21 protein-coding genes and 1 pseudogene are annotated in these 24,782 nt (G+C 48.5%); 15 read left to right on the forward strand and 7 right to left on the reverse strand.

Features of this window, described 5'->3' with window-relative positions; genetic code table 11:
• Nucleotides 1–32 precede the first annotated feature (32 nt).
• Nucleotides 33–2,591 carry a leucine--tRNA ligase gene (gene leuS / locus AACQ84_RS08635; RefSeq protein ID WP_012307306.1) on the reverse strand — a complete coding sequence of 853 codons (2,559 nt, stop codon included), beginning with the start codon at nucleotides 2,589–2,591 and terminating at the stop codon, nucleotides 33–35.
• Between the two features lie 159 nt (nucleotides 2,592–2,750).
• Between leuS and AACQ84_RS08640 the strand changes: the two genes are divergently transcribed.
• The 8 genes from AACQ84_RS08640 (at nucleotide 2,751) to AACQ84_RS08675 (ending at nucleotide 9,666) form a co-directional block, all read left to right on the forward strand.
• Nucleotides 2,751–3,083 (forward strand): YkvA family protein, encoded by a 333-nt coding sequence (locus AACQ84_RS08640; RefSeq protein ID WP_012307307.1) that lies wholly within the window; start codon nucleotides 2,751–2,753, stop codon nucleotides 3,081–3,083.
• Between the two features lie 30 nt (nucleotides 3,084–3,113).
• Complete coding sequence (locus AACQ84_RS08645; protein WP_012307308.1) at nucleotides 3,114–3,398, forward strand: DUF29 family protein; 285 nt, start codon at nucleotides 3,114–3,116, stop codon at nucleotides 3,396–3,398.
• Nucleotides 3,399–3,596: 198 nt separating this feature from the next.
• Complete coding sequence (locus AACQ84_RS08650; protein ID WP_012307309.1) at nucleotides 3,597–4,184, forward strand: DUF4087 domain-containing protein; 588 nt, start codon at nucleotides 3,597–3,599, stop codon at nucleotides 4,182–4,184.
• A 220-nt stretch (nucleotides 4,185–4,404) separates the two neighbouring features.
• On the forward strand, nucleotides 4,405–4,701 hold the full coding sequence (locus AACQ84_RS08655; protein ID WP_012307310.1) for a hypothetical protein: 297 nt from the start codon (nucleotides 4,405–4,407) through the stop codon (nucleotides 4,699–4,701).
• Between the two features lie 27 nt (nucleotides 4,702–4,728).
• The gene (locus AACQ84_RS08660; protein WP_012307311.1) at nucleotides 4,729–6,462 is read left to right on the forward strand and encodes a tetratricopeptide repeat protein; all 1,734 of its coding nucleotides are present in this window, start codon (nucleotides 4,729–4,731) and stop codon (nucleotides 6,460–6,462) included.
• Nucleotides 6,463–6,613: 151 nt separating this feature from the next.
• Nucleotides 6,614–7,378: a PD-(D/E)XK nuclease family protein gene (locus AACQ84_RS08665; RefSeq protein ID WP_012307312.1), complete on the forward strand. Its 765-nt coding sequence runs from the start codon at nucleotides 6,614–6,616 to the stop codon at nucleotides 7,376–7,378.
• A 41-nt stretch (nucleotides 7,379–7,419) separates the two neighbouring features.
• On the forward strand, nucleotides 7,420–9,036 hold the full coding sequence (prfC, locus tag AACQ84_RS08670) for a peptide chain release factor 3 (RefSeq protein WP_012307313.1): 1,617 nt from the start codon (nucleotides 7,420–7,422) through the stop codon (nucleotides 9,034–9,036).
• A gap of 21 nt (nucleotides 9,037–9,057) precedes the next feature.
• Entirely contained in the window at nucleotides 9,058–9,666 is a 609-nt protein-coding gene (locus tag AACQ84_RS08675; protein ID WP_012307314.1) for a TerD family protein, read from the forward strand.
• An 8-nt stretch (nucleotides 9,667–9,674) separates the two neighbouring features.
• Here the strand turns inward: AACQ84_RS08675 and gcvT are convergent, their stop codons facing one another.
• Both gcvT and AACQ84_RS08685 read right to left on the reverse strand, forming a co-directional pair.
• Entirely contained in the window at nucleotides 9,675–10,766 is a 1,092-nt protein-coding gene (gene gcvT / locus AACQ84_RS08680) for a glycine cleavage system aminomethyltransferase GcvT (RefSeq protein ID WP_012307315.1), read from the reverse strand.
• A gap of 44 nt (nucleotides 10,767–10,810) precedes the next feature.
• Nucleotides 10,811–13,039, reverse strand: coding sequence for a DNA polymerase III subunit gamma/tau (locus AACQ84_RS08685; RefSeq protein WP_012307316.1), 2,229 nt, complete (start codon nucleotides 13,037–13,039; stop codon nucleotides 10,811–10,813).
• 170 nt (nucleotides 13,040–13,209) lie between these two features.
• Here AACQ84_RS08685 and AACQ84_RS08690 point away from each other — a divergent pair, with 170 nt between their 5' ends.
• From AACQ84_RS08690 to phoU, 5 genes and pseudogenes are all read left to right on the forward strand, one after another.
• The gene (locus AACQ84_RS08690) at nucleotides 13,210–14,358 is read left to right on the forward strand and encodes a tetratricopeptide repeat protein (RefSeq protein WP_012307317.1); all 1,149 of its coding nucleotides are present in this window, start codon (nucleotides 13,210–13,212) and stop codon (nucleotides 14,356–14,358) included.
• Nucleotides 14,359–14,412: 54 nt separating this feature from the next.
• Nucleotides 14,413–14,838: pseudogene (rnhA, locus tag AACQ84_RS08695) on the forward strand (ribonuclease HI); the annotation flags it as partial.
• Nucleotides 14,839–15,000: 162 nt separating this feature from the next.
• Complete coding sequence (locus AACQ84_RS08700) at nucleotides 15,001–15,294, forward strand: hypothetical protein (protein WP_315862037.1); 294 nt, start codon at nucleotides 15,001–15,003, stop codon at nucleotides 15,292–15,294.
• A complete protein-coding gene (locus tag AACQ84_RS08705; protein WP_012307319.1) occupies nucleotides 15,278–16,774 on the forward strand; it encodes a DEAD/DEAH box helicase in 1,497 nt (498 codons plus the stop codon). The genes AACQ84_RS08700 and AACQ84_RS08705 overlap by 17 nt, the downstream gene beginning before the upstream one ends.
• A gap of 177 nt (nucleotides 16,775–16,951) precedes the next feature.
• The gene (gene phoU / locus AACQ84_RS08710; RefSeq protein WP_012307320.1) at nucleotides 16,952–17,620 is read left to right on the forward strand and encodes a phosphate signaling complex protein PhoU; all 669 of its coding nucleotides are present in this window, start codon (nucleotides 16,952–16,954) and stop codon (nucleotides 17,618–17,620) included.
• Nucleotides 17,621–17,754: 134 nt separating this feature from the next.
• Here phoU and AACQ84_RS08715 read toward each other — a convergent pair whose 3' ends face one another.
• The gene (locus tag AACQ84_RS08715) at nucleotides 17,755–18,426 is read right to left on the reverse strand and encodes an L-threonylcarbamoyladenylate synthase (RefSeq protein WP_012307321.1); all 672 of its coding nucleotides are present in this window, start codon (nucleotides 18,424–18,426) and stop codon (nucleotides 17,755–17,757) included.
• 13 nt (nucleotides 18,427–18,439) lie between these two features.
• Between AACQ84_RS08715 and larC the strand changes: the two genes are divergently transcribed.
• Complete coding sequence (gene larC / locus AACQ84_RS08720; protein WP_012307322.1) at nucleotides 18,440–19,684, forward strand: nickel pincer cofactor biosynthesis protein LarC; 1,245 nt, start codon at nucleotides 18,440–18,442, stop codon at nucleotides 19,682–19,684.
• Between the two features lie 29 nt (nucleotides 19,685–19,713).
• Here larC and AACQ84_RS08725 read toward each other — a convergent pair whose 3' ends face one another.
• Together AACQ84_RS08725 and AACQ84_RS08730 are read right to left on the reverse strand one after the other, a co-directional pair.
• The gene (locus tag AACQ84_RS08725; RefSeq protein ID WP_041443521.1) at nucleotides 19,714–20,904 is read right to left on the reverse strand and encodes a hypothetical protein; all 1,191 of its coding nucleotides are present in this window, start codon (nucleotides 20,902–20,904) and stop codon (nucleotides 19,714–19,716) included.
• A 170-nt stretch (nucleotides 20,905–21,074) separates the two neighbouring features.
• Complete coding sequence (locus tag AACQ84_RS08730; RefSeq protein WP_012307324.1) at nucleotides 21,075–21,494, reverse strand: hypothetical protein; 420 nt, start codon at nucleotides 21,492–21,494, stop codon at nucleotides 21,075–21,077.
• A 796-nt stretch (nucleotides 21,495–22,290) separates the two neighbouring features.
• On the opposite strand from AACQ84_RS08730, the gene AACQ84_RS08735 reads away from it, so the two are divergent.
• Nucleotides 22,291–23,490, forward strand: coding sequence for a YihY/virulence factor BrkB family protein (locus AACQ84_RS08735; protein ID WP_012307325.1), 1,200 nt, complete (start codon nucleotides 22,291–22,293; stop codon nucleotides 23,488–23,490).
• A gap of 38 nt (nucleotides 23,491–23,528) precedes the next feature.
• Here AACQ84_RS08735 and metK read toward each other — a convergent pair whose 3' ends face one another.
• Complete coding sequence (gene metK, locus AACQ84_RS08740; RefSeq protein WP_012307326.1) at nucleotides 23,529–24,782, reverse strand: methionine adenosyltransferase; 1,254 nt, start codon at nucleotides 24,780–24,782, stop codon at nucleotides 23,529–23,531.

A 24,782-nucleotide genomic window follows, 5' to 3' on the forward strand; every position in this document is an offset into this window, starting at 1 on the left:
CCTCTATTTCCTAAGAACTCAATTGTGGGTGATTACTTAGGAATGACAAAGTTCACCAATTTGTTCGGGACAACGATCACTTTTTTAATTTCTTTGCCCGCAATATAGCGTTGGGCAATGTCGGAAGCTGTGGCAGTTTTCTCTAGATCCGCTTTGCTAATCCCTGCTGGTACTTGGATTGTCCCCCGGGTTTTACCGAGGATTTGGATCACGATGGTAATTTCGTCCACTGTCAGGGCTGTTTCATCCAACTGTGGGAAGGGAACGGTGTGGATCGATTCACTGTGACCGAGATTTGACCAAAGTTCATCGGCGATGTGGGGCGCAAAGGGAGCCAGCAGTAAAATCAGCGTTTCGATCGCCTCTTTGTACACAGGGGAATCCACGCATTTCACGTCTTTGATCGCGTTATTGAGCTTCATCAGTTCGGCGATCGCCGTATTAAATTGGTAATCCCCTTCGAGGTCTTCTTGGATTTCTTTAATCGCAGTATGGACAGCCCGACGTAGATCTTTTTCTGCCTTAGAGAGTTCGCCTGTCGCTTTAACGCTAGTTTCTGCCGCTTCGTAGCCAGCGACTAAATTCCAAATCCGGTTCAAAAAGCGGAATTGCCCTTCCACATCGGCATCGTCCCACTCTAGATCCTTTTCGGGGGGCGCTTTAAAGAGAATGAACATCCGCGCCGTATCTGCGCCGTATTTGTCTAAGACCAACGCTGGATCGACGCCATTGTATTTCGACTTCGACATTTTTTCGTAGAAGCCTGTGAGCGGTTCGCCGGTTTCTGGATCTTTGGGATCATTGGGGTCAACTTGATCAGCGGGTACATATTTATTCGTGCGCGGATTTTTGTAAGTTAATGCCTGCACCATCCCCTGGGTTAACAAACGCTTGAAGGGTTCATCTACGCTCACCAGTTGGCGATCGCGCACCACCTTTGTAAAAAAGCGGGAGTAGAGCAGATGGAGAATCGCGTGTTCAATGCCGCCCACGTATTGATCCACCGCCATCCAATCGTTAACTGGGTCGAGGGCGAAGGGTTTTTCGGTATTGTTGGCGTCGGTGTAGCGCAGAAAATACCAGGACGAATCAATAAAGGTATCCATCGTATCCGTTTCCCGGCGGGCCGCTTTCCCGCAACAGGGACAGTCCACCGCTTGCCAATCTGCCATCTGGGCCAAGGGCGAACCACCCCGCGCCGAAAATTCCACATCTTCGGGCAATACGACGGGGAGATCACTGTCGGGCACCGGCACCACACCGCAATCATCGCAGTAGATCATCGGGATCGGGCAGCCCCAGTACCGCTGTCGAGAAATTAGCCAATCCCGCAGACGATATTGAATTTGTTCTCGACCGAAACCATTTTCAGCGGCAAATTTGGCGATCGCCTTTTTCCCTTCGGTAGAAACTAGGCCATCGAACTGACCGCTATTCACCATAATGCCTGCCTCGGTGTAAGCCTCTGTGAGTACCGCCGTCGCGTCGCCCCCTTCCGGGATAATCACCATTTTGATCGGTAAATTATTTTCCTTAGCAAACTTACAGTCACGGCTATCATGGGCCGGAACCCCCATCACTGCCCCTGTGCCATATTCATACAGCACATAGTTTGCGATCAGAATCGGCACTTCTTCCCCAGTGAAAGGATTCGTTACCATCCCTCCGGTTGCCACCCCTTTTTTCGGTTTATCATCGGCGGTGCGATCCTGTTCGCTTTCCTGGCTCACCTCAGCGATAAACGCATCCACGGCAGCTTTTTGTGCGGGCGTTGTCACCTGGGCCACGAGGGGATGTTCCGGCGCGAGGACAACGTAGGTGACCCCAAAGACCGTATCCAGGCGAGTCGTAAAGACTGCGACTTTTTCATCGCTACCGACAACAGGAAATTCTAGGTGCGCCCCGGTGGATTTACCGATCCAATTTTCTTGCATTAATTTCACCCGCTCCGGCCAACCGTCGAGGGTATTGAGATCCTGGAGGAGTTCTTCGGCGTAGTCGGTGATCTTGAGGAACCATTGGCGCAGCAATTTTTTCTCAACGATCGCCCCCGACCGCCAGGAACGGCCTTCCGCGTCTACCTGTTCATTCGCCAAAACCGTTTGATCAATGGGATCCCAATTTACTGCCGCTTCTTTTTGGTAGGCTAATCCGGCTTTGTAAAACTGCAAAAAGAGCCATTGCGTCCATTTGTAATAGTCGGGGGAACAAGTGGCAACTTCTCGATCCCAGTCGATAGAAAGGCCCAACTGTTTAAGCTGCTCGCGCATTTGAGCAATATTTTGATACGTCCATTTTGCGGGCGGAATCCCCCGGTCGATGGCGGCATTTTCTGCGGGTAGCCCGAAAGCGTCCCAACCCATGGGATGGAGCACTCGATAGCCTTGCATTCTTTTGTAGCGGGCAATGACATCGGTGATCACATAGTTGCGCACATGACCCATGTGGAGCTTGCCGGAGGGATAGGGAAACATCGACAGAGCGTAAAATTTTGGCTTGTCACTTTGGCTAGGGGTTTTGTCTAAGCCAAGCTCTAGCCATTGTTGTTGCCATTTCGCTTCAATATCAGCGGCACTGTATCGCGTTTCCACTCTTGGTTCTCCGTGTTGTAAGGGTCAGTGGCTTATTTTAACCTCCGAGTGGATGGGTTGCTGCCTAGGAGGGCCAGGGATTTTTTTAGGGGCGATCGCCTTTATTCTCGCCTCGGAAAAAGATCGGGCACAATGGGAAATAGGGCCACAGGAGAAAAGATGTCGCCAAGCGATCGCCAATTTGATGAACCTTCCTTTTGGGCAAAGATCAAGAAACAACCCCGTAACATCGGCAAGCCGATCCTGGAAAATGCCTTGGTTTTGTACTTTTGCTTGAAAGATCCAGAAACACCGATTCAGATCAAAGGGGCGATCATTGCGGTACTGGCTTATTTCATCATGCCCCTGGATGCGGTCACTGATTTTCTGCCAGTGGTGGGTTATGGAGATGATTTTAGTGCTCTCATTATTACCCTTGGAACATTTTTTCAACATATCAAACCAGAACATCGAACCGCCGCAAAAGACCAATTAGATCAGTGGTTTGCCTAGGATGAATCAGCGATATTAAAACAGCAAGAATTGCAGCAATATTTACAAGTTTTATTGGTCGCTTTATTAAAGTCAGAATATAGACTTGACCCAGATCTTGATAACCTGAAGGTCATTATTGATTTTACCCGCAAGAAAATCCAAGCAATCAAAATGCTAGATTCCCAGGAGCTAGACCCAGCAGAAATGGAGATACAATTAAAATCAGCTTACCAAGGTGCTATCAAAATTCTTAAAAAAGAAAATAAAGCTGCTGTACGCCAACTACCAAAAGAATGTCCTTGGTCGATATTTGTTATTTTAGGCAAGGCGTGATTTGTTTTTTTTATATTTACAGTCAAGTCAAGTATTATCTGATAATTTAAAAAACTTGAATCTTTAATCTTCTTGATTCCAAAAAATCAAGTAAAAATTTATTTGAAAGAAACTCAGGTGATGCTAGATAATTAGAGAACCACTTTTTGAAATAGACAGTTTTTCATCAATCACTGGAAACGTTGGAGAAGATTACCCATGGTGAAGCACATTTATCGGCTAGGGATTGTCGCTGTGTTGTTGGGTTTAAGCGCCTGTGAAGTAACCATTGGATCTAATCCGAAAACTCCCCCGACAGAAGACGTGACTACCCAAGATCCACCAGGCAATACGGCAACCCGTTCTGGGGCTAGTGATGAGAGCGTTGCTGAAACGGGCACAGGTGGCGGCATCGCAACATCAAGACCGCCGCAACCACAATCCCAGGCACAACCGCAATCGCCACCACAACCCATTGCCCAAACCTCCACCAGCTTTGAAACCCGCTGCGGTTGGTTCTCGAATCCGACCCCAGGCAATATTTCTCTCTATGATGCAGACCGTGAATGGATCATTGGCGTCCAAGGGGGACATCAGGTAGCAACAGATTGGGACTGGCCGAATTTTGCGCCGGATCAGTGGGTGGTGACCAATGTCGGCAGTTACGGCTATGGTTGTGCTTGTATGGATGTGCGGACAAATCCCGCAGCAGGCACGATCAACGATATCCGCAATGTGCGCGCCCAGGCGATCGCCATTTGTCAGCAGGACCCGGCCCTCAATCGCTGGGCAAATCTTTTCCCCTAAAATTCATGTCCGATTTTGTAATCTAGGGAAAAAGGCGACCATTCGTTGCTAATTTCCATCACCGGAGAGGTTGAAAGCCTTGCCAGAAAAGAATTTTGGGAAATTTACCAATCTATTAGTGTAAATATTGCCTAACTTTTCTGCTGGTTTAGTGTATGACCTAAATTAACTGGTTATAATTGGAAAATCTACACCTACTTTCCTTAGTTCTGGTGCCATTATGACGGATTTCATTAACGAGCCTATTTACGAAGGTAAGCCTGATCTGCAATGGATAGAATCCTATGTTCGTGGCAATGGCACTGTCGTTGATGGTCATTGGAGAACAGACCCCAATGGAACCATTGCAGATAATCTCGATACGGATGTAGATGGCGATGGCATTCCAGGCTTTTTTGATGCGGATGCCGATGGTGATGGATGGTTAGAAGCAGTTGATACTGACGGTGATGGTGTCGCGGATGTGTTTCAAGACTTCCTCGCGAGTCTCGGAAATGTTTTTGAAGATTTACTTTAACTTAATCACTGTTTTAGAGAATAAAAAATGGTTTTGCCACTAATTGCGCCACTGATCGGTGGTGTTCTTTCAGGAGTTGGTCTTGCAGCGGGAAAAACATTATTTGACAAATTTACAAAAAAGAATAGTTCGAGTATCACACCAGCAACGCCTGTTGCCATTGAAAAAGACGATCGATATCAAAAGCTATTACAGCAATATGTAATCCAGCAAGAAAAAAGGGAAGCTGAGTTAAAGCAATTAGTCTTTGCTTCTACAAAGATGCAAGGTCAAATGATTTTGCAGGAGGAAAAATGGAAGGAACTAAATTATCAACAGCAGCAGCAACTCATTGATAATGCCGCTCAACATAATCAGCGTATTGCAGAGTTAAAAGCCCAGGAGCTAGAGCAAGTTAAAGAACTGGAGCAATTAAAGCTGTCGCTGATGGAGCAATGGCATCGAGAAAAATTTAGCCAGCAAAATCGCCAAATCTTACAGCAGTGGGATTTAAGCAACTGGAACTCCAAATTAAATCGAGAGGAAACAGAAGATTTACTGCAACCAAAAGAGTTTAAGCATCGACTGCTGACTTTGGTCTCGCGCCCAAAAATTGTAGGCAATGATCTTTTTTGTCTTGATGTTCTCCATGAGCAAATCAAAAGTAGTCTTTTTGATCTAAATGAACATATTCCTAGATCAGAATTAGAAGTTTACTGCGACTATTTTAAAAGTCCAATCGAAGATACTGATATTCCTAGGGTACAAAAAATCCTAAATAGTATTCCAACTCTAATTCTCTCAACCAAGATTATCCGTAATCGGATCTATTTTAGTGGTGTCTTTTGGGGAATGGGAGACGAAGAAAATATAATAATTCAGCCTCCTGCTTGGGATATGTCTGAGATTTTTAAACAATCAGATGACCAGGAAGAAGCCATTCTCCAAATTGAGGAAACAATTTCTTATATCCAAAAAATCCTCATTGTTTATATCAAAGATCTATATTTTTTGAGCTTTAATTTTTACTACGAGCCGACAATACTATCCAACGAATTCCAGAATATCTTTTCAGAGAGTATTGCAACAACATGTGAATCCTTAAAGGAATCCCTTAGATCAGCTCATGCTGAACAGATCAAACGACTCAAGGTAATGCGAGAAGAAAATCAGTCAAAATTTAACAAAAATACAATATCAAAATCACAAATTTACGATTTTTCTTTTGAACAAAAACATGCTTCAATAAGTGAATTGTTTCACCCCAAAAACATTGATTATCTTGACGGTTTACGTGAGGCTCAAATAGACCAATTACTTAATGCTCTCGTCAGCAAAAAATCAAGTGAGAACGATGCATTGTTTGTGTGTTTGGATTTGGGTCTAACACATTATGATATGGGGAAATATGAGTTTGCCATAACAGACTTCAGTAAGGCTATATCGCTAGATCCCAATGATGATGTTTTTTATCGACTCAGAGGCGATTCGTACTATTGTTTAAAAAAATACAGTGAAGCAATAGAAGACTATGGTGAAGCAATTAGGCTAAACAAGTTAATTAAGTTGTACTTAAATTCTGAATACCATAATTGCTCTGGATACTACAATATGCGAGGTGTTGCATGCTATCGCCTGGAGAAATACACAGAGGCATTACAAGATTTTGAAAATGCTCTTAGATTAAATCCCCAAAATCAAAATTCAATATATCTGGATAATAAAAACCAAATCAAAAAAATTGTCAACTTCGAATCTGAATCAGATGATATGTTATTTTGACTAAGATTATTTTCGAAGTTTTTTCTGAAGTGAGTTTTTGTTTGACGATAGTGCAATCTTTTTGTTTGTCAACAGGATCCAGTCCTCGATCAATGGCTAGTTTGTTCCCATAGCGTTGTTGCAAAATTTCTCCTAAACTTTGGCTCTGTAAATGTTTTATCTATCCCAAGCCCATCTCGAACGCTTCCAACGCTGCCCGCCAGCCTTCCAAGCCCTTTATCTAGAGCAACTGACGGCTCCCAACAACCCAGATTATCTGGAAAATCAGCAATGGGGCATCCGATTTCACCAGGCGATGCAACAACTCCAGCTAGGCTTGCCCCCAGCGCAAATTACCACAGACTCCAATCTCCACCAGAGTCTCCAAGCCCTGCTCACCGCCCAACCCCAACTCCTCGACCAACAGCAACAAACTGCCGCCGAATACCGCCGCACCCTGATGATGGGCAATTTTCTGCTCACGATTATTTGTGATTGGATCAATTTTGGTGCTGAGACCCTCCAAATTTACGACTGGAAAACCTACCGTCAACCCCGCCAAAGCGATGATCTAAAAGACCACTGGCAAACGAAGCTCTATCTTTATGTCATGGCCGAGACCACGGGTTATCAGCCGGAGCAACTCGTGATGACTTACTGGTTTATCGCCCCAGGTCAAGCGCCCCAATCCCTGACATTTCAATATGATCAGACTTGGCATCAGCACATCCACACTGAACTGGTCGCCCTGCTGACCCAACTGCAACGGGATTTAGAGCAATACCTTCAAGATGGTACGCCTTTGCACCATGGCGATCGCCAAATTTGTCCCCATTGCCCACCCCATCAGCATTTTTCCGAGGTTGAAACCCTAGATTTTCTCGCCGGGAAAAGCCTAGAGGACTTTCTGGGGGAGATTGAAGCAGTACAATTGTAGACGCACCATTCATCCAGAAGCACAAACCCCAGACCAGATTTATGGCGACAGAATTGCACACAGAGCTAGAAGAAGCCGTCCGATTGCGACGGAATTTTGCGATCATCTCCCACCCCGACGCGGGTAAAACCACCCTCACCGAAAAACTCTTGTTATACGGAGGTGCCATTCACGAAGCCGGAGCCGTCAAAGCCCGTCGCGAACAGCGCAAAGTTACCTCTGACTGGATGGAGATGGAGCAACAACGGGGGATTTCCATTACCTCGACGGTGCTGCAATTTTTGTATAACGGTTACCAAATTAATCTGCTCGATACCCCTGGTCACCAAGACTTTAGTGAAGATACTTACCGTACCCTCGCAGCGGCGGATAATGCGGTAATGCTGGTGGATGCGGCCAAGGGTCTGGAGACCCAAACTCGGAAATTATTTGAAGTCTGCAAACTGCGATCGCTGCCCATTTTTACCTTTATCAACAAATTAGACCGTCCGGGGCGGGAACCCCTCGAACTCCTCGATGAAATTGAACAGGAATTGGGTCTGCAAACCTATGCGGTAAATTGGCCGATTGGCATGGGAGACAGATTCCAGGGAGTTTATGACCGTCGCCTCAAGAAAGTGCATTTATTTGAACGGACAGCCCACGGCACCAAGGCCGCCACGGAAACCGTTTATAAAATTGACGATCCGGCCCTCGAAGGTATTTTAGATGCAGATCTTTACGAACAACTCCAGGAAGAATTAGAAATTCTCGAAGAAATTGGTGCCGACTTTGACCTAGAAGCGATCCATGCGGGCAAGCAAACTCCCATTTTCTTTGGCAGTGCAATGACCAATTTTGGGGTGCAACTCTTCCTCAGTGCGTTCCTGGAATATGCCCTGAAGCCGGAGCCACGGGCCTCTAGCCTTGGTGATTTAGAACCCACCTATCCCGAATTTACTGGGTTTGTCTTTAAACTCCAGGCGAATATGGACCCCAAACACCGCGATCGCGTTGCCTTTGTGCGGGTCTGTACCGGGAAATTTGAAAAGGATATGACCGTCAGCCATGCCCGCACCGGAAAAACAGTGCGTCTATCCCGTCCCCAAAAGCTCTTTGCCCAGGGCCGTGAATCCCTCGAAGAAGCCTATGCGGGCGATGTAATCGGTTTAAATAATCCGGGGGTGTTTGCCATTGGCGATACGATCTACTGCGGCAAAAAATTGGAATATGAAGGTATTCCCTGCTTTTCACCGGAACTATTTGCCTATCTAAAAAATCCCAACCCCTCGAAGTTTAAACAATTCCAAAAAGGAGTCAAAGAACTCCAGGAGGAAGGGGCCGTACAAATTATGTATTCCGCCGATGAATTTAAACGGGAACCCATTTTAGCTGCCGTTGGACAACTGCAATTTGAGGTGGTGCAACATCGTCTCAAAAGCGAATATGGCGTGGATAGTAGACTTGAACCGATCCCCTACAGTGTGGCGCGCTGGGTGACGAACGGTTGGGAAGCCCTGGAAAAGGCGGGCAAAATTTTTAACACGATGATCGTTAAAGACCTTTGGGAACGGCCCGTGATTCTCTTTAAAAATGAGTGGAATCTCCACCAAATCCAAGGGGATCATCCCCATCTCAAACTGTCGGCGATCGCCCCCATTGGTTCTTCTGTTAAATGATGTTTCGCTTGGTAAAAGCCCATGGCAATTCAACTGAAAAAAGGCAACCGCATTTCCCTCAAAAAAGAAGCCCCTGGCCTCAAGAAAGTGATGCTTGGCCTCGGCTGGGACATGGCAACCAGCAGTTCAGGGGGCGGTTTCTTCGGCATTTTTAAAAAGCCCGCCGGTAGCATTGACCTCGACTCCGGGGTTCTGTGCTTAGATTCCCAAGGGAAACTCAACAGTGCCAGTGACTTTGTGTATTACGCCAATCTTAATCACAAATCCGGGGCGATCGCCCACCAAGGGGACAACCTCACTGGCGCCGGCGAAGGGGATGACGAGCAAATTTTTGTCGATTTAGAGCAGGTGCCTGCGACGATCCAGAGTCTGTTGTTTACCGTCACCATTTACCAAGGCCGACAACGGGGCCAGGAATTTGGCCAGATTAAAAATGCCTTCGTGCGCCTCGTTGACCTGAGCAACAACCAAGAGATCGCCCATTACAAACTGTCTGGGGAAACCTACCAAGGCAAAACGGGGATGTTGATGGCCGAGTTACGTCGGGAGGAAAATGGCTGGGCCATGACTGCCCTTGGTGATGGCCTTGACCCCCAGGATTCTGAAAATCTGCTCAAAAAATATCGCTAACTGATCAGCTATTTTTTGCTGGCACGATAAAAAGGTTTTTTCACCACCTGGGCTGGGTACTGTTTCCCGCGGATTTCTACGGTGACAGCTTGACCTACTTTGCTAAATTCCAACGGGAGATAAGCTAAGGCGATCGCCTTTTCGAGGGTGGGGGACATCGTACCACTGGTCACAAGGCCCACTGCTTCACCATTGACGAGAACAGAATAGTCATGGCGGGCGATACCGCGCCCCTGCATCTCTAGGCCCACCAAACGCCGTTGAACACCTGCTGCTTTTTGGGTCTGCAAAATATCCTTAGCGATAAACGCATCTTTTTCTTGCCAGTGGATCAGCCACCCCAAACCCGCTTCCAAAGGGGTTGTGTCGTCGTCCATGTCCTGACCATAGAGGTGTAACCCGGCCTCCAGTCGCAGCGTATCCCGTGCTCCCAAACCACAGGGCATCACCCCCGCATCGATTAAAGCGCTCCAAAGTTTTTTCCCTGCTGTCGGCGCGACCATCACCTCAAAGCCATCTTCGCCAGTGTAGCCAGTCCGGGCAATAAAAGCCGTTTCCCCGAAAATTTGTCCTTGGCCGTGGTTAAACAGCTTTAGGGTCGCCAAATCTAAATTTTCCACAACAGGTTGCAAGGCTTTCTCCGCCTGGGGGCCTTGGATCGCCAGCAAGATATTTTCTTGGGAGACATCGGTTAAAGTGATCCCCTGCGCTGTCAAATGGTGCGTTAACCAGTCCCAATCCTTCTGGGTGGTGGCCGCATTCACAATCAAAAAGCCCTGGCGATCGCCCTGGTGATAATAGATCACATCATCGATGATGCCGCCGTGGTCATTGAGTAGCACTGTGTATTGCGCTTGACCGGGAGCAAGTCGTGCCAGATTTGAAGGCACCAGTTTTTGCATGGCTGCAATGAGGTTTTCCCCAGCCAACTGAAACTTGCCCATGTGGGAAATATCAAACATTCCCACCTCTGTGCGCACCGCCTGATGCTCCACCTTTAGGCCTTTGTATTGCACGGCCATCTCCCAACCGGAAAACGGTACAAATTTGGCACCCGCTGCAATGGCGAGGTCATGGAGGGGCGTGCGCTGTAAAGTCATAGGGGCTTCATCCAAGAGACATCACCATCAATGATACGAGGTTCTCAGAACGGAATCTCATCGTCTGGGGCCACTGGCACGGGTGGACGACCTTGAACAACGGGGATGGTCGGCGGTTCGGGAACAGGTGGTGGGGGTTTTTCGGGTTCGGGAGGAAGCACAACCTGCACGTCCGTTTCTTCTGGGGGGACAAAGTGAGTCAGTTCGATCACCTCTCCGTCAAACAATTCTGCAAACTGTTGGGCGATCGCCTGAATATCATCGGTCGTTTCTGGGATCTCTGCTGTGGCTGTGGGTTCAGACGCTGATGCTGACTCAACGAGGGGAGGAACCGCTGGGGCTGGCGGGGTGATCTCTCCGAGATCCGCTTTGCGGTGCGCCGTTGGTGTTGGTTCCGGAGGTTTTGGATCTGGTGCTGGTTTGGTTGGCGACCCTAGGGGCGGTGGGGCCATGGGCTGCGGGGTTTCCGCAACCGGGGGCGGCGGCATCTCGATAGGATTTTGCGCCGGAGAAATAACTGTTGGTGCTGGTGCAGGCGTAGATAAAATCGGGGTTACTGATGTTCCTCCCTGGCCATTTTCTAAACCATGGCCCACTTGTAAGGTCACCTTAAGGGGGTTGCCACAGATTTTCTCAAAGGCCGCCTCAAGCTGGAGGGTTTTATTTTTGGCAATTTTGAGTAAGTTGGCGCTTTTAATGCCGATGAGAGCGCTGTGATCCGTAAGCTGGAGCAGTTTGCCATGGTCTCGAAACAAAGACTGGCTCAACAGGGGCAGTTGGCGCACAATGCCTTGCCACAATTCTTCCCGTTCCAGGGCCGAAATTGTCGGGCTGGTGGTTGCAGGAGGTGACGGTGATAAAGGGGGTGGCTCGGTGGGCTGAACCGTTGGAGGGATTACATCCTGGGACGGTGGCGCTTTGGCGATCGCCTTTGCTTCTGGTACAGGGGCCGGAACTTGGGGAACTTCGGGTTTGGGAGGAACTTGGTGAACTTGAGTGTCTACCGGAGAGGGGGGCGTTCCAGAGCCGTGGCCATTGGTTGCAGGGGGTGTTTCCCCAAAGGGATGGGGGATGTCCTGTGGAGGTGGCGGAGAAGTCGGCGGTGTCGCGGTAGGCTGCGTTTGTAGATTGATCTGAGTATTTAAAGGAGTGGTCGCGGTTCGAGTAGTTTGGGTCTGTCCAAAAGCAGCGGGAAGTAATCCCAACAGGGTAATTTCTAACCACAGACGCGGTTGGGTCGTATTTTTGAGTTGATATTCACTTTCTTTGAGGTGTTGCTGTCCCTGCAAAATGGTGGAAAGCTCCCACTGGTTGGCTTCCTGGCACAGGATTTCCCAAGTCGGTTGGGTCACAGCGATCAGATCTCCCCGTTGGGGGGCAGTTTTGGCAATGAGCAAATTTAGATAAAAGCTCGCCAAATTTTGCAGCACAACCAGGGGTTCCCGACCTCGGTTTAACAGGCTCCGGCATTGTTGAATAACTGCCTCTGGATCATTGCTGTGAATCACTTGGAGTAATTGCAATAGATCCCGCTCCGGCACGGCCCCCACTAAATCCCAGACCTTATCAGGGGTAATTTCACCGGACAATAAACTCAGTTGATCCAATAAACTTTCTGCATCCCGCAACCCTCCGTTGGCAATTTGCGCAATTAACGTTACCGATTCGAGGGGAATATCGATATTTTCTAAATGGGCAATTTTCCGTAGGTGGGCGACCATCGCATCGAGGGGAATACGCCGATAGTCAAACCGTTGACAGCGGGAAATAATCGTTGGTAAAACCCTTTGGGGATCCGTTGTTGCCAGGACAAATACAACGTGGGCAGGGGGTTCTTCGAGGGTTTTCAATAAAGCATTGAACGCTGCCACACTCAACATATGGCATTCGTCGATGACATAAACTTTGTAGCGACATTGCACTGGGGCAAACTGCGATCGCTCGATGAGTTCGCGAATATTATCAACGCCCGTATTACTCGCCGCGTCAATTTCAATCACATCTAAGGCTGACCCGTTGGCGATCGCCCGACAAACTTCACACTCGCCACAAGGGTGGGGCGTCGGTTGGGCTGCATTTAGACAATTTAGAGACTTAGCCAAGATCCGCGCGCTGGAGGTTTTCCCCGTCCCCCGTGGCCCTGAGAACAAATAGGCTGGGGCAATGCGTCGCTGTTCGAGGGCATTACTCAAGGTTGTGGCGATCGCCTCTTGACCAACCAACTGCGCAAAAGTCTGGGGACGATATTTGTGGTGGAGCGGTTCGTAGGCCATGGGAAACAACGAAAAATTCGATAAAGGACGGCGATCAGTAAACAGTTATGGATCCAGCAGCAACGATAAAGAATCGATATCTAACGTCCAATGTCTAATATCTGGGGGTTAACAACATAAAATGGGTGAGTACAAGAACGACCAGAGCAAGTAAAAGGATTATTAAGGATATGGCGGGTTGGTTAAAAAAGCTATTTTCTCCCTCTCAGGGTCGGGGCCAAATACCCACCGTAGACCTTCCCCCCCTCACCGACGCAGATTTTGAATTTTTATTGGCGCAGCTCCTCCAGGGTATCTCTCGCGGGTGGCAGCCTGACCGCCTAGAAGTATTTATCGCTGATTTGGGGATTCGCGGCAAAGTCACCGCCTGGGAAGCATGGCTAGAACGCTACAGTACACAAATACTAGCACAGGCACAACCCCCCCAACAACAACAAATTGGCACACGATTGCTCTACATCAGTAATGCCTTTAAAAATTCGCCGAAGTTACAACGTTTCGCCCGTGCTTTCGGGGATACAGGACAACAATTAGTCACGGGACGCGGGAAAATTACCATTGAAATTTGGGAGTACGATGGTGCCGATCAACTCGCTGAGTTAGAAACAACCCCAGAAAATACCCCAGTACCAGAATATTCCCAAGAAGCATCCCCAGAAACAGTAGAACCGGTCGTCACCCCCGAAGTGGAAACGGCGGCGGAACCCCTGTCTGAAATGCCGGAAACGATCAATCCAGAGGAACCAGAAACGCCGATCCAAGAGATGCCAGAGGAAACTACCCAAGAAATCACGGAAACCACAACTGAGGGCACTCCCCAAACCATTGAATCGTTGTTTCAGGCTGGTCTGACAAAGGCCGATCAAGGAGACTTTGTTGGGGCGATCGCTGACTGGGATCAAGTGATTGAAATCAATCCAACAATTTCTGCAGTGTGGCATAACCGGGGCAGTGCCCTTGGTCGCCTCAAGCAATATGACCAAGCCCTCGAATCCCTCAAACAAGCAATTCTGTTAGCCCCCGATAACGTTCTCATTTGGCGCGATCACAGTTATGTGCTCATGGCCCTTGAACAATGGCAGGCAGCCCTCAAAAGCTGGAATACCACCATCGAATTGCAAGAAGACCTCACCGAAGCTTGGTACCAGCGGGGCCTCACCCTAGAACAACTCAACAAACTAGAAAACGCCCAAATCAACTACCGTCGCGTTTTGCATCTTGTGCCGGATTTTGTCCAGGCCCGAGAGCGTTTAGAGGCCATCGAAGCAGTGCTCAATGCCCCGTCCTCACCGCTACCGACAGATCCTTGGGCTGAATAATTAAGCGCGGCCACTGCTCTGTCCCCATCTCCATTGTTCTTTTTCTCGCATTTCATGGCACAACAACGCACAATTGACCGCATTTATACCGACGGTGGCTGTATTCGCAATCCCGGCCCCGGTGGTTGGGGAGTGGTGATCCAGTTCACCGATGGCACCGTTTTGGAAATGGGCGATCGCCAACCCGAAACCACCAATAACCGCATGGAAATGCAAGCCGCAATCCAGGCCCTCGAATTTGTCCGCGACTGTCCCCAGCCAGAACCAGTGCGCCTTTTTACCGATAGTAAATATGTCATCGACGGCATCACTAAATGGATTAAAGGTTGGCAAAAAAAGGGCTGGAAAACCGCCACTGGCAACCCCGTTTTAAATCAAGACCTCTGGCAGCAGCTCAATCAACTGAATCAACCGACCATCTCTTGGTGTCACGTCAAAGGCCATAGCGGTGAGGCGGGGAATGAACGGGCCGATGCGATCGCCAATGGCTTTGCCCGGGGTCAAGCTCCTAACCTACGCAGCCCCAATGCAACCAAAGATCTACCAAAATCTAGAGGTACGAGCACCAACAGCCCGCCACAATTGACAATAGATTACCCAAAATCTAACGTTGTAACGCCGAATCCATCCCCCCAAGAGCCCATGACAGATCTCACCAGCCTTGCCCCTGAAGACATTACCCTGCCCTACCATGAACGAGTTAAGCGCTTAACAGACCTCATCGAAAGTCTCCGTATTGCCGATGAAATTGCGGAAAATGGTTATTTTATTAGTAGTTCTGAGTTGGCAGATCTAATGGATGTGAATGCCAGTGCCGTCACCAGTCGGGGCCATGAATGGACTTGGCGCAATTGGATTGTCTCCCGGGTCAAACGAGAAGGTAATCAGATCCTTTGGCAACTCGACCGCATTATCGGTGATGAGACGACGACCTAAACTCACCTATGACCGGGGCACCCTGATCCTCCATCCCCCACCCCAGGGTAAAACTTGGCTAGATTTCGTCACTTGGGATGATCGCATTGAAAAATTTAGGCTCTCAGCCCAGGATTATCGCCCCCTCGTGGAACGGTTACGAAACGAAGGGGTAGATTTTATCGATGCGGCCCAACAATTTTCACCCCTAGATTTTGATCCGGCCTTTCCCCTCGAACCCTATCCCCACCAACGGGAAGCCTTGTTAGCCTGGAAAAAAGGCGATCGCCAAGGAGTTGTGGTCTTACCCACCGCCGCCGGAAAAACCTACCTCGCCCAACTGGCCATGGCCAGTACCCCCCGCACAACCTTGGTGGTGGTGCCTACACTCGATTTGATGCACCAATGGTATGCCCAGCTCAGCACCGCTTTTCCGAACATTGATGTGGGTCTGTTGGGGGGTGGTTCCCGCGATCGCACCCCTATCTTGATTGCCACCTACCACAGCGCCGCGATCCACGCAGAAACCCTCGGAAACCAATATGCCCTGATTATTTTCGATGAATGTCACCATTTACCCAGTGACTTTTTCCGGGCGATCGCCGAATATTCCATTGCCCCCTATCGTCTCGGTTTAACCGCCACCCCCGACCGGAGCGATGGCCGTGAGCAGGATCTAAAACACCTCATTGGGCCTGTCGTATATGACCGTACCCCCAGTTCCCTTTCCGGGAAAGCCCTAGCCGAGCACCAAATTATTCAACTCAAAATTCCTCTAACCATCACCGAGGCCGACCAATATCAACAACTCATCGCCACCCGCAATCAATTTCTCCGGGACAACAATATTTATTTGGGTTCTCTCGAAGGTTGGCAAAATTTTGTCGCCATCAGTTGTCGTTCCGCTGCGGGTCGCCGCGCCATGTTGGCCCACCGTCAGGCCAAAGATATTGCCGCTGGCACTGCTGGAAAACTCCGCACCCTTGCCCAGTTAATCCAACGTCACTACCCCGAAAAAATCCTTATTTTTACCAACGACAACGCCACCGTTTATCGCATCTCCCAGGACTTTTTAATTCCCGCCATTACCCACCAGACCCCAGTCAAAGAACGCCATGAAATCCTCGAAAAATTTCGTCGCGAAACATACCATATCCTGGTGACTTCCCATGTTTTAAATGAGGGGGTTGATGTTCCCAATGCTAGAGTGGCAATTATTCTCTCCGGCAGCGGTTCGAGTCGGGAATATGTACAACGTTTAGGGCGAATTTTACGCAAAGGTAAATCAGCGACAAAATTGGCTCTTTTGTATGAATTGGTAGCAGAAAATACAAACGAAGAGCAACTTTCCCAACGGCGACGTTCTCCCCTTAACCCAACAAAGCAACCGCTTACCTCTATAAATTCAAACAGTAATTTACCACGGGTTGCAGAAGCCCAAAGCCCTTATAAAGCAAACTTCCCAGAGAAATCTGAACAGCCCAAAGACCCACCCATTTGAAGCTTCTCGATAGCTAAAATATGCTTTGATTCTGCCTATAAAGCATCCCTTTTTACGAAGAAAACCCCTCGAAAAAACCGTTAACCAAACTATAACTTAATCTTTTTTAAACTTTGGAATTATAATGTAAGAATAGTCTCTATAAAAAACGATATAAAGAAACGCAATTTAAAATCTATGCAATTATTTCATCAGTCGCCTCAAAGAGAACGAACGCAATTTGAACGTTCTTTACAACGTTTAGAACAAGAAGTTTTGCGGATGGGGGCGCTGGTCGAGCAAGCCTTTCGTTTGGGTCATAACTGTCTGTTTAAAGAAGATTTAGAGGCTTATGAAACGCTCCGGGCCTTAGATAAAGAGATTGACCGCTACTATCGCCAGATTGAAGCTGATTGCTCGGCAATGCTCACCTTGAAGGCCCCAGTGAGTCAAGATTGCCGGTTTGTGAGTGCGTTTATGCAGTTGGTGCGAGATTTAGAGCGGATCGCTGATTATGCTGAGGATTTGGCGGAAAAGTCCATGCGTTTAGTCCCCTATCCGACCCACATTCTAATGGCGGATATTGAAGGGATGTCAGAACATGCCCAGTTAATGTTGTCCACAAGCTTGGTGGCCCTAGCGGATCTAGATCCCAATGCAGGTGCCTATGTGAAAAAATTGGATGACCGGGTCGATGATGATTATGACCGCATTTATGCGGCCTTAGCCCAGCAGCAAAATCAGCCTGGGGTCATAGAACCATTTATTTTAATGGCGTTGATTATTCGGGATCTAGAACGCATGGCTGACCACGCGACCAATATTGCCCAGCGGGTTTCTTATATCATCACCGGACAACGGGGCTAACACCCCTCTAGCTCCCTTTTTGAGAAACATCCACACCCCTCTAGCTCCCCTTGAGGGGAGAAGATTGGCCACCTTCCCCAAGGCAGAACCCCTTCCGGCCTAGCGGCCACCTTCCCCAAGGAAGGATAGTGGGTTTATTGTGTGGCGTCGGAGAGGTCGACCACGTCAAGCCAGCCTTCGAGGGCATCCCAGCCGAGGCCTTTACGGATGAGGGTCGGTTGGCGATCGCAAAAGTCGAGAATCGTTGAAGTTTTGGTGCCGGGCTCGCTGTCACTGTCGATGATGATATCCACAAGGGGCTCTAGGGCATCAAAGAGGCGCGCTTTTTCAAGGCCAAGGGTAAAAGGTTCACCATCTTCGTCGGGCAAGTGGGCCGAGGTGGAAATAATCGGATTGCCAAGGGCCTGGAGTAAACCCTGACAGATCGCATGGTCAGGGACACGAATCCCGGTGCTGCGGCGTTTGGGGCTCATCACCAGCTTCGGCACCTGTTTTGTGGCGGGAAGTAAGAAGGTATAGGGGCCAGGAATTGCCCGTTTCATAATCCGGTAAGCTTCGTCACTGACGAGGGCATATTCAGAAATATTCGACAGGGATGAGCAGAGGAAAGTGAGGGGTTTATCGTTGGCGAGGCGCTTGAGTTGGCGCACTTTTTGCACGGCTTGCTTTGCGGTGAGATCACAACCAATGGCGTACACTGTATCTGTTGGATATAACATCACGGCCCCAGCCCGGAGTTGTTGGGCGATCGCCTCTAAATCCCGTTGTTGGGGATTTTTCGGGTGGAGTGAATAATAATTAGCCATTGTTTTTGCCGCTATGAAAAAAATTGCCTATCTCGAATGCCCGACGGGGATTGCAGGAGATATGTGTCTCGGTGCATTGATAGATGGGGGCGTACCGCTGGAATATCTCAAAAATCAGCTAAATCGCTTGGGAATCGCCGCTGAATACGATCTTCGGGCGGAAACGGTGATTCGTCAAGGACAGCGGGCGACAAAGGTCTTTGTGGATCTCAAAACTAAAGCAACTCACCATGACCATGATCATTCCCAGGATCAGACTCATCACCATCATGCTGACCATGCACCCCACCGCCATCTGCCAGAAATTCAGGCCATGATTAAAGGGGCAGGTTTACCAGAGCGGGTCGAACGTTGGAGTTTGGCAATTTTTCAGAATTTGGCGATCGCCGAAGCAACGGTTCACGGTACAACCCCAGAGCAAGTACATTTCCACGAAGTTGGTGCGACCGATGCCCTGGTAGATATTGTGGGGACTTGTTTAGGACTAGATTGGTTAGAAATTGATGAATTATATTGTGCGCCGATGCCCACTGGTGGCGGCACGGTGAAAGCAGCCCACGGAATTTTGCCTGTCCCGGTACCAGCGGTGCTCCAACTCTGGCAACAACGCCAGGTTCCGGTTTATAGCAATGGCATCGAAAAAGAATTAGTTACTCCCACTGGCGCGGCGATCGCCACCACTTTAGCAACGGACTTTTGTCAGCCACCCGCCATGACCCTCGCAAAAATTGCCCTAGGTTCCGGCACCATTGATTTACCCTTGCCGAATTTATTGCGGCTCTGGATCGGCCACCAGCCAGAAACGCCCCACTTGGAAACCATAGTTACCCTCGAAACCCAAATTGATGATCTCAATCCCCAGGCGATCGCCTATGCCTGCGAAAAATTACAAGCGGCCGGGGCGTTAGACGTTTTCACCCAGGGGATCACGATGAAAAAAAATCGCTTGGGTACTCTCCTAACGGTGATTTGTCCCGTGGCATTGGTCGAGATTTGCGAAGAAATTCTATTCACCGAAACCAGCACCCTCGGCATCCGTCGCCACACCCAAACCCGGTCAATTCTCCAGCGGCGCTTTGAAACCGTTGCCACCCCTGCTGGAGAGATTCAACTGAAAATCGGCTACCGGGGCGACAAAATCTACAACGTCCAACCGGAATACGAAGACGTTAAGGCGATCGCCCAACAAACTGGACAATCCTGGCAGGCGATCGCCCAACAAGCCCTTTGCCAATTCCCCAGGGATGCCGAGTCTTGACCCCTCAAAAAATCCAGCACCGTCGTCCCCTATGCCTTACGAATATTCAAAAAACGCTGGTATTTCTGATAGAGGGGTAAACCGGGGAAATCCTGCTTAAAAACATCCGGCACATCATAATCATTGGGAGGATAGGTATCTTTAATGCTCTGTAACTCCCCAGCAATCTGCTCCCACTTTCTGAGATCCCCCAGGAGAGCCTTAAACTCAGCCCCTGCGTTTTTATTGCGGTAGTTCAGTGCGAGAAAGTGAAACACTTTCACATGGCCCAAAAGGTTATTTTGGTTCCTCGGCATCCCCATCGCCGAACACAGCGTGTAAACCGTTTCTTCGATCTCCGAAACCCGCTGCTCCAAAACCTCTAGATCGGTGCCAATCGGCTGTGTCAATACTTCCTGAGCTAGTTTAAAGGTTGATAACAGCAGAGAATAGCGGGATTTCAGGTTTCTCAAAATGTTCAGCAACTTCACGCCACTTTTATAGCGACTGACCTCTTTAATCGCCAAAATATAGTTTTTGGTAACTCGCAATCCCTCATCGGTTTTAAATTCCTTGAGGAAAGGGGTGACTTTCGCTTTCATTTCAAGGACAATCTCGGTGGTGTCGGTGTGGTTGTCTAAGATATCGGCGATCGCCTCATAGACCTTAAGCTGAGTCGGGCTGCGATACAGAAATTCCGTTTCGTTAATCAAGACAAAACTTTCAAGGGAAAATAACATCACCTCAAACAAATCAATCGTATTCTTGAGATTTTTAAAGGTGCCCATGTTCAGATCGATTAAAATCCGAATCCGAAAGAAATCAAGGAACTCCTGATTGCCGAATTTTCGATTTTCTAAGCCCTGGAGAGTGATCGCCTTCGTTTCAAGTTGCTTCCAAAGCTGCCCATAGCGATCAAGAGAATAAGGGGGAACCGGAGGCTTCGCAAAATAGTTTGTGACCTTCTCCACCAAGCTCTTGTTGCCAAAAATCGGCTTCTTCCAAAAAGAATCGGCGGTTTTTTCTTCCGTCGATGGGGACTCTGGGGCCGCAGTCGTCTGATTCGTCGTACCTTGAGGGGGGGGAGTTATTTTGAGGTCAAAGTGAGCCTGGAGTACACCAAACTCCTCCTGGGTAAGCTGACCTTCCTTGACTAAAGAGAGTAGACGCTCTAATTGTGGTGCGTTATCGATGGGCATGCTTTCCTCACTGATTTGATCAAATAACCCCAGCGCTACCATGTAGTGTATCTCTCCCCTGGGGTTTGTTACATTGCGTTGTTGATCTTTTACGAAACCGCCGAAAAATTACCGAAATAATTTTTCCATTGAGCGAGGCGTCAACCTAAGACCAAAAATTCCCCACCCCTTGCCCAATCTTGGGCCTCAACATTGAGTCTTGCCCTCCGTTCCTAGAAGCGAATTTGGCTAGAGTGAATCATCCCCATGCCGCCGCAGACATCGGTATAGAACCAATTTCCTTGGTTGCCATAGAGGTTGATGGTTTGGCGCGATCGCACGGTGCACAAAATTGGCCCATTGGGGTAAGTGCGGACATTCGAGGGGGGAGCAAAGACAAAAGCAGTATCATTTGCGCCCGTATTACCAGGATTACCATCACAGACAAAGTTCAGCATATTTTGGGTGGCCGTGGATCTGGGACTATGGGTCACACCATCATGGAAGCTCGTCCAGGTGTTATCCCAACAATGGGCCTGGGCATTAATTTTCATTTGGCCGAGGTAGTAAGTGAAGTTAACACTACGTTCACTAGCCCGCCGGATGGAACAACGATCCACATTGATACTCGCGCCAGTCACCGCTTGACCCATATAGACGTTGCAGGATTGGGCATTGAGATTTTTCTGGGGGCCTAGGGCTGTGGCCAGGACTAAACCGAGGGGACTAGCAACAGACTTAGGGATCGGTGCATTGTAGGGTGTAACATCTCAGTTACCTCCACCATCAAAAAGGTAATGTAAGGCTAATAATATTGTCGCTATTTTTCCCTGCAACAATGGCTTGTTTTTATAAAAAGTAATAACCAATGGCTTAAAAAATTTAATTTTTTCTTTATTTTATTTTTAACCGATTTAAAAATTATTCAATAAGAGAATTGTCCTTAAAAACAGAGGATTTAAGCCATTAACCAGAAAAATCACTTTAGAAAGTAAGGCTTGACCCGATGGGGTTGAGGGGTGATTCCCCATATTCGGGGATCATTTGACTCTTTTGAAGGATTTATAACCCAGAGAAAAATAAAAAGTTCTGGGTCGTATTTCTATATTTTTTTATTGGTATTTTCCCACTACTTTTTATTAAGATTGAAAAAGATTTTTTTCGGCAGCAATCTATCAAATATCGCACCATTGGTAAACTTTGGGCGTGATTTTCGTCATAAAGATGTACTTGATAATCCCGTCAGCTGACCAGATAATTTTTGGGTAGTGCGACAGCGGCCTGACGTGGCTTTGTACTTTGGGGGGAGAAGCGAGGCGATCGCCAAGGGAGTTTTGACCGATAAACTAATAGGTAGTGGTACTGTACTTCTTGGAATCTCAAAATGTTTCAGCAAATGCAGCTGCATAAACACGCCCCAAAAAATATGTTGCCCCGATCGGTCAGGCGATGAAACGTTTTTTGCGATTTTTTTTATTTCTTAATCACCGAACGCTGTATTGGACGATCCGCCAGGCGTTACGACGGCGACTGTTGGGGCTTTCGGCGGAGATTGCCTTTAACGTCATGCTGTCCTTGTTCCCGACGATCATTATGGCGTTGACGGCCCTAGGCTTATTCACGGCCACCCTCGATAACCAAACCATTCTACAGTTGGCGAGCTATTACGAAGATGTGATGCCGGTGTCGGTATGGACGCTCCTGCGAGAGTTCGCGGCAGAAATTAGCAAAACTCCCAGTAAAAGTTTATTTTCGGTGAGTTTTGTCGCGACGATCTGGGTCTCGTCCGGAGCGCTGAGTGCGGCAATGAATGCCCTCGATCAAATCCACGAAATCCCCCCGGAACAACGGCGTCCTTTCTGGAAAGCAAAGTTGATGTCGATTTTTATTACCCTGGGGGCGATCGCCCTTTTGATTTTTGCCTCATTTCTGGTGCTGGTGGGCGATAGCGTCATTAAAGTCGGGCTCGATTTAATTGTGCGCTTACCTGTAGATACGACGGGGGTCAATGTCCTGGTCACCCTCTGGCGGCTATTGAGTTTCCCGTTAGCGTTGGGGTTAGGGACGGGCATTATTGCGATGGTGATTAACATTCTGACGAGTCCCCCTGATCGACGTCATCCCCTGCGCAAACTCAAACAGATGTCCTTTGGTTTAGTGATCGCCCTCATTGCCTTTTTCGCCCTGTGTTTTTCGATTCTCTTTATCCAAAATCTGATTGTCGATATGGAGATCAACTACGATCTGGCAAATCTGTTGGTCATTCTCTGGCGTTTTTTGAGCCTGCCCGTCGCCTTGGCGATCGTTTCCATTGCCTTTGCTTTTATTTACAGCATGGGTTCTAGTCGCCTGATTAAAGGGATGCCCATTTTGCCCGGTGCCGTTCTGGGAGCTGTTTCCTGGGCGATTATCTCTTCTCTATTTCGCCTCTATGTTGCCAACTTTGGCCAATATAACCGTGTCTATGGGGCTGTGGGGACGGCGATTATTCTGATGCTTTGGCTCCAACTCAGCGCCCTGGTGATGCTCCTAGGGGATCAGCTTAATGTCGTTGTCGGCGAAGCCATGCTTGCAGATGCCCTCAAACGCGGCGATCGCCAACTCAACAAAAATCCCCCACTGCCAGAAGAAGCACCAGGGGAAATTTAATTAGCTTTTTAGGTTTAGGACGTCAGTACGCAAGAAAACTAGGCAACTGTTGCCGTGGCCAGTTCCTGTTTGAGAATATCTACCTTGTCCAAACGTTCCCAGGGAAGATCTAAATCTGTCCGACCAAAATGTCCATAGGCGGCCATATCCTGATAAAAACGCCCATTACGTTGGCTCGGTAAATTGCGCAGATCGAAAGCTTGGATAATCCCCGCCGGACGCAGTTCAAAATGTTTCTGCACGACTTCAAGCAACCGATCCTCATCCACAGTGCAAGTACCAAAGGTCTCGATCATCACACTCACTGGACGAGCCACCCCAATCGCGTAGCTCACCTGCACCTCACATTTTTCCGCAAGGCCCGCTGCGACAATATTTTTCGCCACATAACGGCAAGCATAGGAAGCACTACGATCTACCTTAGTGGGATCTTTGCCGGAGAAAGCACCGCCCCCGTGACGTGAATAGCCACCGTAGGTATCGATAATAATCTTGCGGCCCGTAAGTCCAGAATCTCCCTGGGGGCCACCAATGACAAATTTGCCAGTGGGATTTACCAGGAACTTCGTACTGTCACTTAAACCCACCGTTGCCCCGACAAAAACAGGTTTAATTACTTTTTCCAACAGATCCGCTTTGATCTTGGCCTGAATCTCCGTATTGTCTGTGAGTGCCCCAATGGTCTCTGTGTGTTGGGTCGAAATCAAAATCGTATCGATCCCCACGGGTTTGCCGTCCTCGTAGATCACCGTTACTTGGGTTTTACCGTCGGGGCCGAGGTAAGGCAGTTCACCGCTTTTGCGCACTTGGCTCAATTTCAGAGACAAACGATGGGCCAAACTAATCGGGAGGGGCATGAATTCGGGTGTCTCGTTGCAGGCATAGCCAAACATTAACCCCTGGTCTCCGGCACCAATTTCATCGAGTTGGTCGTCACTGAGTTTGTCCCGTTGCTCCTGGGCGCTGGTGACCCCCTGGGCGATGTCGGGGGATTGTTCATCCAGGGCAACCATCACAGAGCAGCTATTGGCAGAAAAGCCATTATCGGCATTGGTGTAGCCAATTTCTTTGATTTTTTGGCGAGCCACCTGGATAAAATTCACATTCGCTTGGGTTGTTAGTTCACCCGTAATCAGCACCAAACCGGTATTGGTCACAACCTCAGCAGCAACACGGCTACTGGGATCAGCAGCAAGTACGGCATCTAAAATTGCATCGGAGATTTGGTCACAAATTTTATCGGGATGTCCCTCGGTGACGGATTCGGAGGTAAAGAGATAACGACGAGACAA

It is taken from the genome of Picosynechococcus sp. PCC 7002, assembly GCF_963860125.1.
Taxonomy (GTDB): Bacteria; Cyanobacteriota; Cyanobacteriia; order Cyanobacteriales; family MRBY01; genus MRBY01.

Excerpts from the sequence above, each read along its gene's own strand:
- AACQ84_RS08725 (WP_041443521.1), bottom strand. The coding sequence starts at position 20,904 with ATGGTAGCGCTGGGGTTATTTGATCAAATCAGTGAGGAAAGCATGCCC.
- AACQ84_RS08640 (WP_012307307.1), top strand. The coding sequence starts at position 2,751 with ATGTCGCCAAGCGATCGCCAATTTGATGAACCTTCCTTTTGGGCAAAG.
- AACQ84_RS08690 (WP_012307317.1), top strand. The coding sequence starts at position 13,210 with ATGGCGGGTTGGTTAAAAAAGCTATTTTCTCCCTCTCAGGGTCGGGGC.
- AACQ84_RS08655 (WP_012307310.1), top strand. The coding sequence starts at position 4,405 with ATGACGGATTTCATTAACGAGCCTATTTACGAAGGTAAGCCTGATCTG.
- AACQ84_RS08735 (WP_012307325.1), top strand. The coding sequence starts at position 22,291 with ATGAAACGTTTTTTGCGATTTTTTTTATTTCTTAATCACCGAACGCTG.
- AACQ84_RS08685 (WP_012307316.1), bottom strand. The coding sequence starts at position 13,039 with ATGGCCTACGAACCGCTCCACCACAAATATCGTCCCCAGACTTTTGCG.
- AACQ84_RS08675 (WP_012307314.1), top strand. The coding sequence starts at position 9,058 with ATGGCAATTCAACTGAAAAAAGGCAACCGCATTTCCCTCAAAAAAGAA.
- prfC (WP_012307313.1), top strand. The coding sequence starts at position 7,420 with ATGGCGACAGAATTGCACACAGAGCTAGAAGAAGCCGTCCGATTGCGA.
- AACQ84_RS08660 (WP_012307311.1), top strand. The coding sequence starts at position 4,729 with ATGGTTTTGCCACTAATTGCGCCACTGATCGGTGGTGTTCTTTCAGGA.
- gcvT (WP_012307315.1), bottom strand. The coding sequence starts at position 10,766 with ATGACTTTACAGCGCACGCCCCTCCATGACCTCGCCATTGCAGCGGGT.
- AACQ84_RS08715 (WP_012307321.1), bottom strand. The coding sequence starts at position 18,426 with ATGGCTAATTATTATTCACTCCACCCGAAAAATCCCCAACAACGGGAT.
- AACQ84_RS08700 (WP_315862037.1), top strand. The coding sequence starts at position 15,001 with ATGACAGATCTCACCAGCCTTGCCCCTGAAGACATTACCCTGCCCTAC.
- phoU (WP_012307320.1), top strand. The coding sequence starts at position 16,952 with ATGCAATTATTTCATCAGTCGCCTCAAAGAGAACGAACGCAATTTGAA.
- larC (WP_012307322.1), top strand. The coding sequence starts at position 18,440 with ATGAAAAAAATTGCCTATCTCGAATGCCCGACGGGGATTGCAGGAGAT.
- AACQ84_RS08665 (WP_012307312.1), top strand. The coding sequence starts at position 6,614 with ATGTTTTATCTATCCCAAGCCCATCTCGAACGCTTCCAACGCTGCCCG.
- AACQ84_RS08650 (WP_012307309.1), top strand. The coding sequence starts at position 3,597 with ATGGTGAAGCACATTTATCGGCTAGGGATTGTCGCTGTGTTGTTGGGT.
- AACQ84_RS08730 (WP_012307324.1), bottom strand. The coding sequence starts at position 21,494 with ATGGGTCAAGCGGTGACTGGCGCGAGTATCAATGTGGATCGTTGTTCC.
- AACQ84_RS08705 (WP_012307319.1), top strand. The coding sequence starts at position 15,278 with ATGAGACGACGACCTAAACTCACCTATGACCGGGGCACCCTGATCCTC.